Source organism: Brevibacillus ginsengisoli, assembly GCF_050113715.1.
GTDB classification, from domain to species: Bacteria; Bacillota; Bacilli; order Brevibacillales; family Brevibacillaceae; genus Brevibacillus_H; species Brevibacillus_H ginsengisoli.
This window is the reverse complement of sequence record NZ_JBNJQR010000008.1, coordinates 56,686-70,765: the sequence shown is the minus strand read 5'-3', so window position 1 is coordinate 70,765 and position 14,080 is coordinate 56,686. Positions and strand designations below refer to the sequence as shown.

At 43.2% G+C, this 14,080-nt stretch carries 12 protein-coding genes; 4 read left to right on the top strand and 8 right to left on the bottom strand.

Features of this window, described 5'->3' with window-relative positions; translation table 11 throughout:
* The first annotated feature begins 63 nt into the window (after positions 1-63).
* Positions 64-894: a lipoate--protein ligase family protein gene (locus ACQCN2_RS16550; protein WP_426930052.1), complete on the top strand. Its 831-nt coding sequence runs from the start codon at positions 64-66 to the stop codon at positions 892-894.
* 107 nt (positions 895-1,001) lie between these two features.
* Here the strand turns inward: ACQCN2_RS16550 and dat are convergent, their stop codons facing one another.
* Entirely contained in the window at positions 1,002-1,862 is an 861-nt protein-coding gene (gene dat / locus ACQCN2_RS16545) for a D-amino-acid transaminase (protein WP_426930051.1), read from the bottom strand.
* A 199-nt stretch (positions 1,863-2,061) separates the two neighbouring features.
* Here dat and ACQCN2_RS16540 point away from each other — a divergent pair, with 199 nt between their 5' ends.
* Together ACQCN2_RS16540 and ACQCN2_RS16535 are read left to right on the top strand one after the other, a co-directional pair.
* The gene (locus ACQCN2_RS16540; protein WP_426930050.1) at positions 2,062-4,605 is read left to right on the top strand and encodes an adenosylcobalamin-dependent ribonucleoside-diphosphate reductase; all 2,544 of its coding nucleotides are present in this window, start codon (positions 2,062-2,064) and stop codon (positions 4,603-4,605) included.
* 429 nt (positions 4,606-5,034) lie between these two features.
* Positions 5,035-6,195, top strand: coding sequence for a sulfite reductase subunit alpha (locus tag ACQCN2_RS16535; protein WP_426930049.1), 1,161 nt, complete (start codon positions 5,035-5,037; stop codon positions 6,193-6,195).
* A 232-nt stretch (positions 6,196-6,427) separates the two neighbouring features.
* Here ACQCN2_RS16535 and ACQCN2_RS16530 read toward each other — a convergent pair whose 3' ends face one another.
* Positions 6,428-7,309 carry an ArsR family transcriptional regulator gene (locus tag ACQCN2_RS16530; RefSeq protein WP_426930048.1) on the bottom strand — a complete coding sequence of 294 codons (882 nt, stop codon included), beginning with the start codon at positions 7,307-7,309 and terminating at the stop codon, positions 6,428-6,430.
* Between the two features lie 95 nt (positions 7,310-7,404).
* On the opposite strand from ACQCN2_RS16530, the gene ACQCN2_RS16525 reads away from it, so the two are divergent.
* Entirely contained in the window at positions 7,405-8,280 is an 876-nt protein-coding gene (locus tag ACQCN2_RS16525; RefSeq protein WP_426930047.1) for an alpha/beta hydrolase fold domain-containing protein, read from the top strand.
* Between the two features lie 109 nt (positions 8,281-8,389).
* Here ACQCN2_RS16525 and ACQCN2_RS16520 read toward each other — a convergent pair whose 3' ends face one another.
* The 6 genes from ACQCN2_RS16520 to ACQCN2_RS16495 all read right to left on the bottom strand — a co-directional run bounded on the left by ACQCN2_RS16520 (position 8,390) and on the right by ACQCN2_RS16495 (position 13,928).
* Positions 8,390-9,175: a YheC/YheD family protein gene (locus tag ACQCN2_RS16520; RefSeq protein WP_426930046.1), complete on the bottom strand. Its 786-nt coding sequence runs from the start codon at positions 9,173-9,175 to the stop codon at positions 8,390-8,392.
* 309 nt (positions 9,176-9,484) lie between these two features.
* Positions 9,485-9,634 (bottom strand): hypothetical protein, encoded by a 150-nt coding sequence (locus tag ACQCN2_RS16515; RefSeq protein ID WP_426930237.1) that lies wholly within the window; start codon positions 9,632-9,634, stop codon positions 9,485-9,487.
* A gap of 64 nt (positions 9,635-9,698) precedes the next feature.
* Positions 9,699-10,025: a GlpM family protein gene (locus tag ACQCN2_RS16510; protein ID WP_426930045.1), complete on the bottom strand. Its 327-nt coding sequence runs from the start codon at positions 10,023-10,025 to the stop codon at positions 9,699-9,701.
* A 140-nt stretch (positions 10,026-10,165) separates the two neighbouring features.
* Positions 10,166-10,708: a 4Fe-4S dicluster domain-containing protein gene (locus ACQCN2_RS16505; RefSeq protein WP_426930044.1), complete on the bottom strand. Its 543-nt coding sequence runs from the start codon at positions 10,706-10,708 to the stop codon at positions 10,166-10,168.
* On the bottom strand, positions 10,701-12,707 hold the full coding sequence (locus tag ACQCN2_RS16500) for a molybdopterin-dependent oxidoreductase (protein WP_426930043.1): 2,007 nt from the start codon (positions 12,705-12,707) through the stop codon (positions 10,701-10,703). The genes ACQCN2_RS16505 and ACQCN2_RS16500 overlap by 8 nt, the downstream gene beginning before the upstream one ends.
* 18 nt (positions 12,708-12,725) lie before the next feature.
* Positions 12,726-13,928, bottom strand: a complete 1,203-nt coding sequence (locus ACQCN2_RS16495) for a PucR family transcriptional regulator (protein ID WP_426930042.1) — start codon at positions 13,926-13,928, stop codon at positions 12,726-12,728.
* Between the last annotated feature and the right edge of the window lie 152 nt (positions 13,929-14,080).

The following is a 14,080-nucleotide window of genomic DNA, read 5'->3' as shown; positions in this document are numbered from 1 at the left end:
CCGATACAATAGGAGAGCGAGCGTTCATTACAGCGTAGGACATGCGCTTAAGGAGGAACACCTATGGAACAGTGGCGATACATTTTAACCGAGCCGATGTCGCCAGCCATGAATATGGCCATTGACGAAGCGATTTTGACTTTACATAGCGAAGGAAAGGTGCCTCCAACCATTCGCTTTTATACGTGGGACCCGGCAACCTTGTCTATTGGATATTTTCAAAAGGCGGAAAAAGAAATCGATTTAGAAGCCGTCCAAGCGAGAAATCTCGGATTTGTAAGACGACCAACCGGGGGACGAGCTGTTTTGCACGATCAGGAACTTACGTACAGCGTTGTGGTATGGGAGAACCATCCGAATATGCCATCAAGCGTAACGGAAGCCTACAAGGTAATAAGTATGGGGCTTCTGCACGGATTTCAGGAACTGGGACTGAATGCGGAGATGGTCTCTTTGGCGAATGAAGAGGAGAAGGAGAAATACAGCTCTCCAGGCTCGTCAGCGTGTTTTGATTCCCCATCCTGGTATGAGCTGGTCGTCGAGGGTAAAAAGGTCGCAGGAAGCGCTCAGACGCGCCAAAAAGGGGTTATTCTACAGCACGGCTCCATCCTGCTGGATATGGACGTGGAACTTCTCTTCTCTCTTCTGAAATTCCCGTCAGAGCGAGTCAAGCAACGGATGATTGACAGTTTCGTACAGAAGGCGGTTACGATTAATGAAGTGAGTGGTCGTGAGGTATCACTGGAGGAAGCGATTGCTGCTTTTTATAAAGGGTTTGCTTCCGGACTAGATATTTCACTTGTCGCTGAACCTCTTACCGCAGACGAGCTTGCATTAGCCGAAGAGTTGGCGCAAACCCGTTACGCGACGCATGAGTGGAACTTCCGCCGATAAGGGGAAATGCGTGAGAATAGACAAAAGCTTCTATCTTTGGTAAAGATAGAAGCTTTTCATTTGATTCCCGAAGCGTTACTCTAGGAAAAGTGCCTTTTTTGAGGATGTTACACAAATGTACCACAAACTGATTGAACATACTGGGTATAGGCGAACTGCAATTGTTTCACGACTGAACCTGCCTCTCCATTTGCGACTGGCTGGCCGTCAAGTAAGACAACCGGCGTTATCTCGGACGTGGTTGCGGTGATGAACACCTCGTCTGCCGCGCGAAGGAACTCAAGGTTAAAGGCAGTTTCTTGTACAGGTATCTGAAGGGTTGCCGCCAACTGGAGAACGGTTTTACGGGTGATCCCGTGCAAAATGAGATTCGTTTCAGGATGTGTATAGAGAGTGCCGTCCTTTACAACAAACACATTGGAGGAGCTGCCTTCTGTCACAATCCCATCACGATGCATAATCGCGTCGTCTGCCCCTTGCTCCTTTGCTTGTTGCTTCGCCATTACGGCACCGAGCAAATTGAGGCTTTTAATATCACAGCGCAGCCATCGGATGTCATTCGCAGTGATTGCCTTGATGCCACGTTGGAATTGGGAGAGCGGGCGAGCTTTTTTAGATACATAAGCGGTGATGGTTGGCTTGGTATCTACGGTTGGAAACTCAAACTGACGAGGTGCGACTCCTCGGGTGATTTGCAAGTAAAGAATGGCGTCGTCTCGCTCGCCCAAAGAACTTTTGGAAATCAACATATGGACAATGGACATGAGTTCGTCAGGAGAATGCGGGAGAGTCAGTGATAGTTCCTTGGAACTACGAACGAGACGTGATAGATGCTCTTCCCAAAGGAATAGTTTTCCCCGATAGATGCGAACGACTTCATAGATTCCATCTCCAAACTGATAGCCGCGATCTTCTGGTTGGATAGCAGGTATGTCGTGTTCGCACCAGGTTCCGTTTACGTAGTACACTTGTCAACCCTCCAAAGTCCTAAATCTGAAGTTGTCACAATATATTGTGTGAAATATGTGGATATAGGAAAAGTACGTCAATATGTAGAATAAAGTCATTGATGAAAATAGTAACATATGGTATCTTTAAAACCGTCTCTATTAACGATAACAAATCGTCTTTTGAGAATCAATTTACATTTTTTCTGGGGGGAAAAGAATGTCAGCAACAACTGAATCACATCGCTTGGAAGGTTTAGGTGAAAAAATTTTCCTCGATCGCTACGCGATGAAGGACCTGGATTATACGAACACACAAGTAGGGGATACCATCCTAACCCTTACCAAAGATGATCCTCGCTTCCCGCAAAAGGAAGTTGGTGAAATTCTCTCCATTCATGGTAAAGAAGTAACGATTCTCTTGCGAAGCGGTGAAACGATCCAGACCAGCATCGAAAGAACAACACGCCCGCTTGAGCTTACTCCCGACGCTATGTGGGACAGGCTGGCCCGATCTCTGGCTGCTGTCGAAAAAACACCTGAAAAACAGGCTGAATGGCAAGCGAAGTTCCGTGAATTGCTAGATGACTGGAAGTTGGTACCTGGCGGTCGAATCGCTGCTGGCGCCGGTGCAAACGACGAATTGACGCTTTTTAACTGCTATGTAATTCCGTCTCCTCACGATTCCCGCGGAGGCATCATGGATACTTTAACCCAAATGACTGAGATCATGTCTCGCGGGGGAGGAGTGGGCATTAACTTGTCCAGCCTTCGTCCTCGTCGCGCGCTGGTCAAAGGGGTTAACGGTTCTTCCAGCGGTTCAGTTTCTTGGGGTGGACTCTTTAGTTATACAACTGGACTTATTGAGCAAGGAGGCAGCCGCCGTGGCGCGTTGATGCTGATGCTTAACGACTGGCACCCAGACCTTCTTGAATTTATTACAGTGAAACAAACGATGGGACTTGTAACGAACGCCAACCTTTCTGTTTGTGTGTCCAACGGCTTCATGAAGGCGGTTAAAGAAGATCTGGATTGGGATTTGATCTTCCCGGATACTCAAGATCCAGACTACGAAACCATGTGGGATGGCAACATGACCAAATGGCGTGATGAACTGGGCAAACCAGTGAAAGTATATAAAACCGTGCGTGCCCGTGATATTTGGCACACCATTATTGAATCGGCATGGAAATCCGCTGAACCAGGCATCGTATTCCTCGAATACTACAACCAAATGTCCAACAGCTGGTATTTCAACCCGATTATTTGTACCAATCCATGCGGTGAGCAAGGTTTGCCAGGCTGGGGGGTCTGCAACCTGTCCGCATTGAACCTCTCCAAGTTTGTAGCCGACGGCGAAGTAGAGTGGGACAAGCTAGGAACAGCTGTGCGCTACGCCGTGCGTTTCTTGGATAACGTCATCGATGCGACACCATACCATTTCGAAGAAAACGAGCGCAACCAGAAAAATGAACGCCGTGTTGGTCTTGGAACCATGGGACTTGCGGAGATGCTGATTAAACTGGGGATTCGTTATGGAAGTGTGGAATCTCTTGAGTTCCTTGAGAAGCTGTATCATTTTATCGCTCGCGAATCCTACTTGGCTTCTTCGGAGATTTCCCAAGAAAAGGGAAGCTTCCCGATGTTCGATCGTGAGAAGTTTTTACAAAGTGGCTTCATGAAGCAGTTTGACGATGAAGTGCGTGAAACCATTTATCAGAACGGAATTCGCAACGTTACCCTGTTGACTCAAGCGCCAACGGGTTCGACAGGTACGATGGTGGGAACTTCCACAGGGATTGAGCCATTCTATGCATATGAATTCACTCGTCAAAGCCGTTTGGGAACCGACAAGCAGTACGTACCAATTGCCAAGGAGTGGTTGGAAGCGAATCCTGGCGAGGAACTCCCAGACTACTTCGTGAGCGCAATGAGCTTGTCTGCTGAGGATCACGTACGCGTTCAAGCCGCTATTCAGAAGTGGGTTGATTCGTCCATCAGTAAAACAGCCAACGCTCCACATGACTTCAGCGTAGAAGATACCAAGAAACTGTATGAACTTGCTTTCGACCTCGGTTGCAAAGGGGTTACGATCTATCGAGATGGAAGTCGTGACACTCAGGTTCTTTCTGTAAGCAAGGATGATGAGAAAGCAGAGGCAAAAGCTAGTGAAAACACTACAGCAGGAAGCCATGGAAAAGCGCATGTACCTGAGAAAGCGTACAACAAGCGTCCGAAAAAATTAAGCGGGGCCACATACAAAATGCGCACTCCGCTTGGAAAAGCGTACATTACGGTAAATGACATCGACGGTGCACCATTCGAAGTCATTGTAAATGTAGGAAAAGCGGGTAGCGACGTATTTGCCATGTCAGAGGCTTTAGGCCGTGTATCCACACTCTTCTTGCGTTTTGGCGAATTGCCGGATGGCAACAAAGCTCGTCTTCTGATCAAGCAAATCAAAGGAATCGGCGGTTCAGGTGCTGTAGGATTTGGGGCAAATCGCGTGGAGTCGATTCCAGACGCGGTTGCGAAGGCATTGGAAATGCATCTGGATGGAGAAGACGATTATCACTCTGTAGCGGCAGCTTCCCATAAGTCCGCCTATAACTCTTCACCAGAACCGATCCACCATCACGCAGATGATGACGATGAGTTTGGCTTGGATTCACCAGACCTATGCCCATCTTGCGGCTCAGCAACCCTGATGCCGGCAGAAGGATGTAAAACCTGCACGACTTGCGGGTATTCGAAGTGTAGTTAAATGATGTAGAAAGAACAACATAAAATCCTAGTTGTGATGGATCATAAAAGCTGAGAATGTACCAAAAATACGAAAACCATAGCGCATGATTCATCCGGAAAATAGGAATAACCTTAGCCGTATTAAATTGGCTAAGGTTATTTTTTCATATATGGGAACTCAGGTCGTACAGACAGTTGAGCACTCCACTGTAAGATCATGAATAGGTAGGTGAAATAAGATGCTTAAGTTTTGGGAAAAACTAGGCGGATTAAGTAGAAATTGATTGCGTGACGTTCCAATAAATTGATAGATTCAATCCGAACACATCGATTTTATTTCTTTACTTGAGAACAAAATGATATAATAACAGAAAAAAACAGGGTTCTTCGAGATTTTTTAGAGGACTTGTTATATCCTAGATTTATACTATTTCTTGAGGTGAAAATTATGCAAAACACTGTACTCAATAAGGTGCCGACAACATTTTCTAGGTTAAATCCATTTCCAGCGAAAGTTCTAAAAAATGTAGATTTGAATGGAACTGGATCTAGTAAAGAAACAAGACATATCGAGTTATCGTTAAAGGGATCTGATCTTTCCTATGTCCCAGGTGATTGCCTTGGGATTGTCCCTGAAAATGATCCAGAACTTGTGGCTTCTCTGCTTGAGGAAATGAAATGGGACGCAGATTTGGCTGTTACCATAAATAAGCAGGGTGAAACACTGCCATTAAAGGAAGCGCTTACCACACACTTTGAAATTACGTTGCTGACTAAAAAAATGATCCAACAGGCAGCGGAATTATCAGAGAACCAAGAGCTACAAAAGCTGGCTTCAGACGAAAATATCGATCAACTGAAAGAATATATCAGCGGACGTGACTTGCTTGATTTGTTGCATGACTTTGGTCCGTGGAAAGCGTCTGCTCAAGAGATTGTTTCTTTATTAAGAAAAATGCCGCCGCGTCTCTATTCCATTGCAAGTAGTATCGCTGCTAATCCTGAGGAAGTGCATCTAACAATCGGTGCTGTTCGCTACATGTCTCACGGACGCGAACGTAAAGGAGTTTGTTCTGTTTTATGTGCGGAACGTCTTCAGGAAGGAGATACGCTCCCGATCTTTATTCAACCAAACAAACACTTTAATCTTCCGGCTTCTCTAGACAAAGATATTATTATGGTTGGTCCAGGGACAGGCATTGCACCTTTCCGTTCCTTCATCCAGGAACGCGCGGTTACGAAAGCACCAGGCAGAACATGGCTGTTTTTTGGAGACCAGCATTCAGCGTCGGATTTCCTTTATCAAAACGAGTTAGAAACCTATCAAAAAGATGGGGTACTGACAAGATTAGAGACTGCGTTCTCTCGTGATACGGCCCAAAAAGTATATGTGCAGCATAAAATGCTTGAAAACAGCAAAGAAATGTATGAATGGCTTGAGAATGGAGCATTCTTCTACATTTGTGGAGATAAGCAATATATGGCGAAAGACGTCCACAACGCGCTTCTTGACATTATCGAAAAAGAAGGTGCGAAGACCCGTGAAGAAGCCGAAGCATATCTAAATGATATGCAAGAGCAAGGGCGTTACCAACGTGATGTATATTAAAAATAGGTAAAAAGTTTAAAAAATCGGTGATTAAAACGTCTCCTACCCTAGCCATATTTACTTGGCTAGGGTTTTCCTATACAAAATGAAATCGACTAGTAAGAGTTACTACAAGTTATGAGTCGTTTCAAGGTGTAGACTTGCTGATAACTTTCACAAGAAGAGATATTTCCTAAAAAAGCTTAGCCTAATCAAATGGCTAAGTTTTTTCCTTCCAATGGTGTTAGCTAGTTTACTCGTATTGGAGCAGTAAAGCGGATAAGTCATCGATTCTGTCGCTTCTATATTTGTAAAGAAAATAATCTTCTCTTGTAGGGATGATTTCCAAAAGACCAGCAGATCGGAGTATTAATAAATGGTGATGAATGTTGCCTTTTGACATATTTAGAATCTTAACTAGATCCGTGAAACTTTTCGCTTCTGTTCTTGTGTTACTTAAAATTTGCAGCCGTTTTTCTTCTCCAAGAGCCTTTGTGATGAGCAAAGTTTCTTCATTGATACTTAATGGACACGGAAACGTTAGAATAATTTTATGGTTGAATAGATCGATCAATGACAACGGTCTAAAGTGCCATGTAGGAACAAGCACAACCTCCGTAACATTCAGTTCTTTAATACTAAAGCCCTTCGTCAATTTTTCTACTTCATCGTAAGCATCTTTCGTAAAATCAGTTTGACTAACCTTCAAAATACTACTGGCTAAAATAGGAGCTACATTTCCCTCAATACCTTTAAAATACTCTTCATTCCATTTTGATAACAAAGAAATATGTGTTTGTCTTCGATGTTCTAAGTTAGAAGGCAAAACTCTTTTCTCACTTAAATAGGGAGCCAATAATTCATATAAATCCCCGGTGGAAAGCTCAGAAAGCCAAAGACAATACCCCTTGATGTCTTTATATGGGCACTGTTCGATCAAATGAACAGACAAATCTTCAAACTGCAGGTTTTCTAGTTCCACAATTTGATTATGTAAGTCCAATGAGATTTTTTCCTTTGTAGTTGTATACCAGTCCTTCGATATCGTTAGATAATTCAGATGGGTTTGTCTTTTGTAAAGGGATAGGCTCAGAAGCAATTCATAAACAATTGAGTCTAAAATGGTTATTTTCATCAGTAACCTCCAATTAATTCCTGTAAATAGTTTAACATATATTGACTACAATTAACAGTTCAATTATTATTGAACCAAAAGAGGGGAGGATATATATGGAAAATTATAAAGCGGAGGAATTCATCGATATTGTCTATGGACATACAGCAGAAAGGGAATTAAAGCTAGATATCATCAAACCTCTCTCCACAGAAGAGAAGTTTCCTGCCATTCTCTATGTACATGGTGGCGGATGGATGTCTGGGGATAAAAGAAAAATAGGTGGGCAATGGAATTCTTCTTTTGCACAATATGGTTTCGTATGTATAAACATCAATTACCGACTAAGTGGGGAGGCAATTTTCCCAGCCGCTCTGTTGGATGTGAAACGAGCAATTCGATGGGTCAAGTCTAATGCTAAAGCCTACAACATTGATGAGAATAAGATAGGGATTTGGGGGCATTCTTCAGGAGGACATTTAGCTACATTAGCAGCGTTAAGTGCAGATCATCCTGATTTTATTAGTGAAGAGGATGTTTCAGAAAAGGTTCATGCTGTTGTGACTCTGGCTGGTCCAGTTGATCTGTTAAAAATGGGGGACTGGCACAACAACCCTAACTCTCCTGAGTCCAAGTTTCTGGGCGGAAGTGTACAAGAACAACTGGAAAGAGCATCCCAGGCAAGCCCAATCCATTATATCAATGACGGCACTCCACCTGTCTTCATTGTTCACGGGGATATGGATCAAATTTGTCCTGTGCAACAAAGCCGTCTTCTTCATAGAGAATTGCATCATTCTACCTATTTGGAGATAAAAGGCGCAGATCACGATTTTGTTGGTGGAGTTTTGACAATAGACGAAATATTAAGCGTAGTGAAATCTTTCTTTACAAGAAATCTTAAAACGGAATTAATGAGTAAAGAGGATTTGAAGAGGCATCGTGAGGAAGTGAATGAAGTAGTCAGCTGGTTTAAGGAGAATAGTATATAATTTTTAACCTTTGTATACTGTTAAAACAGCACCCGAAAAAATCGCGGGTGCATGTTTTTTACGAAAAATCTCCGCTTACGAATAGGATCTTTCTGTAAACGAGAACCTGCTAACCTTTTTGCCAATACGCTCGGCGTACCGATTTAATACGCCTGTAATAGGTCTGGTCCTTCAATCGTTGAAATAGTGAAGTTGCCGGGCGAAAATTGGCTTCGATAATCCACGGTTTTCCAGTCACATCTATGCCCAGGTCTAACCCTATTTCACGTAACGTTGGATATTTTTCGCCTAGTTTTTTTGCGACAGTGATTGAGAGGTGATAGATTTGCTCCGTTAATTGGGAAGAGACAGGAATTTTTGATAATTTAAGAGCCTTATCCAAGGGCAAAACCTCTCCACCGCTGCGCGCGATATTGGTGACCACAAATCCGGGACCGGCCAATTTGGCGAGCAAGCCGGTGACGACCCAGGGTTCTTCGCTGCTTTTTCTCTGGATCATCACACGAATATCAAAGGGCCTTCCTTCGATACACGCTAAAGATATTCTCGGTTGCAGTAAATAGAGACGCTTGAGAAAACGCGATTGAATGAAGTTGATCGTCGCTTCTTTTCCTTGCAGAACGCGCTTCACTTTGCCGGTTTGGATGAGGTATCTTTCCTTGTTCATCCTCGTCAACTGGATGAGCCCGGCTCCACCTCCACCCCCCGACGGTTTTAAAATGACTTGATTGTAACTCTGTGCGTACGTCCATAATGCCTCGGGTGAATATAATTCTGTCTTTGGCAGGTGATTCAGAAGAAATTCGTCCTCCGCCAAATGCTGATGCTTGCTCCATTTTCCTACATTTGGCCGTTCTATGTTCCCACTCCCTTTTCGTAATGAGATGACCCTCATAATTACATCATGTTCAGAATCATGACAAGATCTCCAGGCAGAACAAAAGGACAGGGGGAGGGTGTTCCCCCTTGTGACAACAGTTTATGTGCATTGACCTGTCCGTGAAACTGTAGGTCATTTAAGTTTTCCTGCATTGAAATTGTGAAGCTTTATTCCGTTTCCGAAGAATGAGATAAGAGAGACTAATAATCAGAAAGACAGTGGCTGCGGCATAGAACCCCATGCGAAAATCGGAAACACGCAAACTTAGGACAAACAGGCAAATGATCGCTAGAAGGGCACTGTACGCTCCAAGTCTGCCAAAAATCAACGGGGATTGATACTTCTCACAAGAACCAGTACCAGCATGGAGAGGGTGTACAAGCTGATAATCCCTGCGGACATGTAGCCAGACGCTTTGGGGATGTCCAGCTTTGGATTTTTTGCTTCTGTTGAGGCCATGGCAACGACGCTAATTTGTCATCTTTTCCAAGGAGTTATTCATATACGGAAGTCGGCCGGTTCCAATTCGATTGTCGTGCTACGAAAGCTGTTTAAAGATCAAAATATAAACGCATAAGATCCCGATGGAAATTAGAACCGCATAACTGGGCTTAAACCAAGAAGTGAGCAAATAGCAACAAACCATAAAAAGTAATAGCCCAATTGCGCCGAAGATGCCACTTTTTTGCGCTTGTTGAAATTCGTTTGGGTTCAAATATTTCATTTGGAAAATCATATTCACCAGGGTCATGATGGGTAGAGTGGTAATGATTCCGGCTAAAAACAGATTTTTGGATTTGCTGAAATAGCTGGCCAAAACCAAAATGGTTCCGCCGATTACGAATTTAATGACATACTCAAACATTCTGTAAACCTCCAGATCTAGTTGGATATCAGCAGATGTAAAGACTGGACAAGGATACCTCACATTTGTTATTTGGTAAATGGCCTTTCCAGATTTTTTTGAAAAAGAAAAATGGCTCCTAGCAAAAGGGAAGCCATTTATCATTGGTTCAGAAAATATCTTTTTTTCGGTTTAATCGGAAAAAAAAGAATGGAAGGCCTGGTGGTTTGTGTGTCAGGGAATCCAGGTACTGTGAGTGCCGTCTCTGGATTCTCAAAAGAATTAAGATCGATAATTTTTAAAGCTTCGGTCGTGCAAGCCTCGACGCAAGCGGGCGGAAGACCTAAATCCTGTCTGGGATAGCACATTTGGCATTTGCTAACTTTCGAGGTGACCGGATCAAATTGAGGCGCATGATAAGGACAGGCCGAAAGACAGAGTTGGCATCCTGTGCAGAGGTCTGAATGTATTTCTACGATCCCATCATGCCGTTTGGAAAAAGCTCGCTCTGGGCAGACACGAAAGCATTCAGGATTATCGCAATGATTACAGGAAATGGACAATATCACTTCAGATGTGACTCTCTTTACTCTTCTCCATTGCACATTAGGGGCTGTCTGATTCTCGTTTTTACAAGCGATCTCACATGATTTACACCCTATACAGTAATCGGCGTTAAACAGGAATCCTGCCCTTCTAAACATTTGAATTCCTCCATTTTCTGATTTTGACCATACTGTCATAGAAGAATCCGCTTGATCCATCCGCAGAAGAATCTTGATGAAGTCTGATGAGTTGATTCACTGGATTGGAACCAGCCTGATCGGCAAGTAAAACATTTGACGGGAGACTAGGATTCACTTTGGCAATCCCCATAATAGATCCAAATTCATTGTATATTTCCACCTTGGAATCATCTTGAATCAGGTATTTTTGGGCGATCTCGGAGGGGATTTCGATGACCGTTTCGCCTTGATTATGGTGAAACCAGGATATCTGTTCGAACTGGGAATGGATTTTAAGCAAGGATTGTGGAGACAACAGCCGATACGCCTCCGACTGATTGAGTGATTCGGTATCAGTAAAACTCAATTCTTTTAGAGAAACGAACTGAAACTTTTGCTCGCCTGAGAGTGGAGGCGAGACCAGAATTTTATCATGTGGCCCCTTGAGCAAATCTTGATAATCAGATATTCCGTACTTGATCCTAATGTCTTCCGTCAGTTCTTCACGAATCCAGTCAAGCGGTTCTTTGTCTGAAGGGAAATTGGAGAAACCAGGTGACAGTTCATTTAATTTTCTGGTGAGTTCACGGGCTATTTGCAAATCACTTTTGGCTTCATAATATGGAGGTATAGCCTTTTGATTATAGGATAGCCAATGATGCCAATAGCCGACGTTTAGATCCTCCTCTTCAAAATGTGTGGATGCGGGTAAGACGAGATCCGATTGTTCAGCGGTTTTGGTAAGAAACAAGTCGACGGTGACAATCAAATCAAGCTGCTCGAGCAGTTTTTTCCACTCTTTGAGGTCTTGATCCTGAGTCAACGGATTTCTTGAGGCAACCCACAAGAATTTTATCGGCGGGTTGTCCAAAGCAAGTGCGTCTGAAGCGAAATTATTAATGTAGAGTTCACGACAGTTCTTGATCGACGGATGATCAGGACCTTTATGGTTGATCAGCTTGAGCGGGAATTCTTTATTATGGTGATAGAGGTAGTAAATCCCGCCGATTGAAGAGGATAGAGAACTGGTCAAGGCAGCCAGTGAATTAATGGCACTAATACTTTGACGGCCATTTTTGTTACGCTGAATTCCCAGTCCGCACCAGGTCACGGCAGGCTTACTCTTCGCATACAAGGTGGCCAATGCAAGCATCGCTTCCATAGAAACCCCTGTAATCCGACAAATATCCTCCAGATTGATTTGTCCCACAGCGTCTTTAAATTCTTTCCACCCAACCGTTTTCTCCTGAATGAAACCGTTGTCATATTTCTCCCAATCGATTAAAAGCTTGGCAATCCCAATCGAAAGGAAAAGGTCCGTACCAGGATTGATCTGAATAAATAGGTCAGCCTTCTCGGCAGTACGTGTAAAGATCGGATCAATGCATACGAGCGTGGCTCCGTTTTGTCGCGCCTCGTAAAGAAATTTCATTTGATGGACATTGGTTACAGCTGGATTGGCCCCCCAAATCACAATCAGCTTGGCTTCTGACATGTCTTCGGGATTCGAACTGTATTCCTGCCCGAGTGATTCTTCAAAGGCCTGTATGCCTGAAGTTGCGCACGGGTTGCCGGCAATTCTCGTATGCGGACCTATGCTATTAAACATTCCTTCCACAGCATAGTGGAGCAATCCCAGATTTCCGGAAAACTTGTTATAGGCGCAGGCAAGGTTTGATCCATATTTCATATTCAATTGGATGATTTTGTAAGCGATGATGGAGAACGCTTCATCCCAAGTAATCCGCTTCCAATTTCCTGAGCCCCTGGGTTTTTGAAGCATGGGATATTTTAATCGGTGAGGACTGTATACAAATTGGGTGTACGCGTAGCCTTTTGCGCATAATCTTCCCTGATTGAAACCATGCTTTGGATCCCCTGTTACTTTGACTAAAATTTCATCCTTCACATAGGAAAGCATACTGCAAGTTCCATAACAATTTCGTGGACATGTATTGCGGAATATGGCTTCTTTCATCCGTACTCCCTTCAATCTCTATATTTTTCTTAATTTCTTGATTTTAAAAGCAGTAGAAATATTTAATTTCACGCTAATGACATCTAGCTTTAGCTGAAGAATCTCTTCTATTTTTTTGATTCGATAACGCAATGTGTTCCGGTGAAGAAATAATGCTTGAGAGGTTTTCTGTATGTCGTATTCGTTGGCTGCGTAACTTTCAAGCGTATCCATTAGATCAGTGCCATTATCAATGTCATATTGTTGCAATTCTCCCAGTGTGTAGATAAAAAATTCTTTTAAATCCTGCAGATCGTGTCTGTAAATAATTCGTTCAAGCCCCAAATGCTCGAAGAAGGATATATCTTCATCCAATGAAATACCCAACTCGAAAGCGACTTTTGCTTCCTGGTAGCTGCGGAAAAGTTCTGTTGGGTCCGCGTACATTTTTCCAATCCCACAAGATATTTCTCGGGCACTTAGCAACTCTTTTGTCTGATGAAGAATTGAAGCGGCAAATTCTCTTATATCCGAATGACGCTTGTTTGATTTCACGTGGTCCAAAGCGATTACGGCAATTACTTCATGCTGTTTGAGCATGGTAATGGGTTGAATATTTTTCTGTTTCAGCACCTTCTCTACCACTCGAAGGACTAACTTCAGCCATTGTTTGTCACCGGTTATATAGTCGAAGTCACGAATCGAGAAGACCATGACCAGATGTGGCGCGGAAAAATTCCAATTCCAAAGCTTCCCATACTCGTAAATATCCTCTTTATTTTTCAGGTTGCCATACAGCAGGTCAAATAAAAACGCGTCTTTAAATTTCATTCGTTCCTGCCGTAGTTCCATTTTCCTTTTCAAATTAAGAGCGCAAAGGAAGGATGTATATGTAAGGATCGACCTGTAATCATCCAATTCGATCGATTGGTTATCGGTCAAGATCAGGAGATAGCCAAGTGTTTTGTTGCTGATTGTGATGACTGAACCAAATCCAGTCTTATGATGATTCATGGTAGTGAGTTCAAACTGAATAAGGCCTTCATGTTCATTGGAGATGTTGATATCCATCAGTCCAGTGGCATCCTTGTCATCCGAGTGAGACTGAACATAGAAGAGCGTATCTGTCACGATAACAGGTAAAGCGAGAATGTGAGAAAGTGTGTTCGTAATAGAATGAAGCCCCTGACCGGATGCAACTAACAAATCATGAACATAGAGGGGGACAGCGGTAGAATTCACGATTGGCTTGTCCTTTCTGACTTGTTTTGTAGTAACTGATCCCAATGTTAACGAATGTATACAGGAATCACAATTGAGTTCACTAATCCGTAACTAAATATAGCATCATTGTACAAGCGTACAAAAAACGACCGTAAATTCTGTTAGCTGCG

Bases quoted from the DNA above. Each gene is read 5' to 3' on its own strand.
- ACQCN2_RS16550 (WP_426930052.1), top strand. From the start codon at position 64: ATGGAACAGTGGCGATACATTTTAACCGAGCCGATGTCGCCAGCCATG.
- ACQCN2_RS16540 (WP_426930050.1), top strand. From the start codon at position 2,062: ATGTCAGCAACAACTGAATCACATCGCTTGGAAGGTTTAGGTGAAAAA.
- ACQCN2_RS16535 (WP_426930049.1), top strand. From the start codon at position 5,035: ATGCAAAACACTGTACTCAATAAGGTGCCGACAACATTTTCTAGGTTA.
- ACQCN2_RS16530 (WP_426930048.1), bottom strand. From the start codon at position 7,309: ATGAAAATAACCATTTTAGACTCAATTGTTTATGAATTGCTTCTGAGC.
- ACQCN2_RS16525 (WP_426930047.1), top strand. From the start codon at position 7,405: ATGGAAAATTATAAAGCGGAGGAATTCATCGATATTGTCTATGGACAT.
- ACQCN2_RS16520 (WP_426930046.1), bottom strand. From the start codon at position 9,175: ATGAGGGTCATCTCATTACGAAAAGGGAGTGGGAACATAGAACGGCCA.
- ACQCN2_RS16510 (WP_426930045.1), bottom strand. From the start codon at position 10,025: ATGTTTGAGTATGTCATTAAATTCGTAATCGGCGGAACCATTTTGGTT.
- ACQCN2_RS16505 (WP_426930044.1), bottom strand. From the start codon at position 10,708: ATGTTTAGAAGGGCAGGATTCCTGTTTAACGCCGATTACTGTATAGGG.
- ACQCN2_RS16500 (WP_426930043.1), bottom strand. From the start codon at position 12,707: ATGAAAGAAGCCATATTCCGCAATACATGTCCACGAAATTGTTATGGA.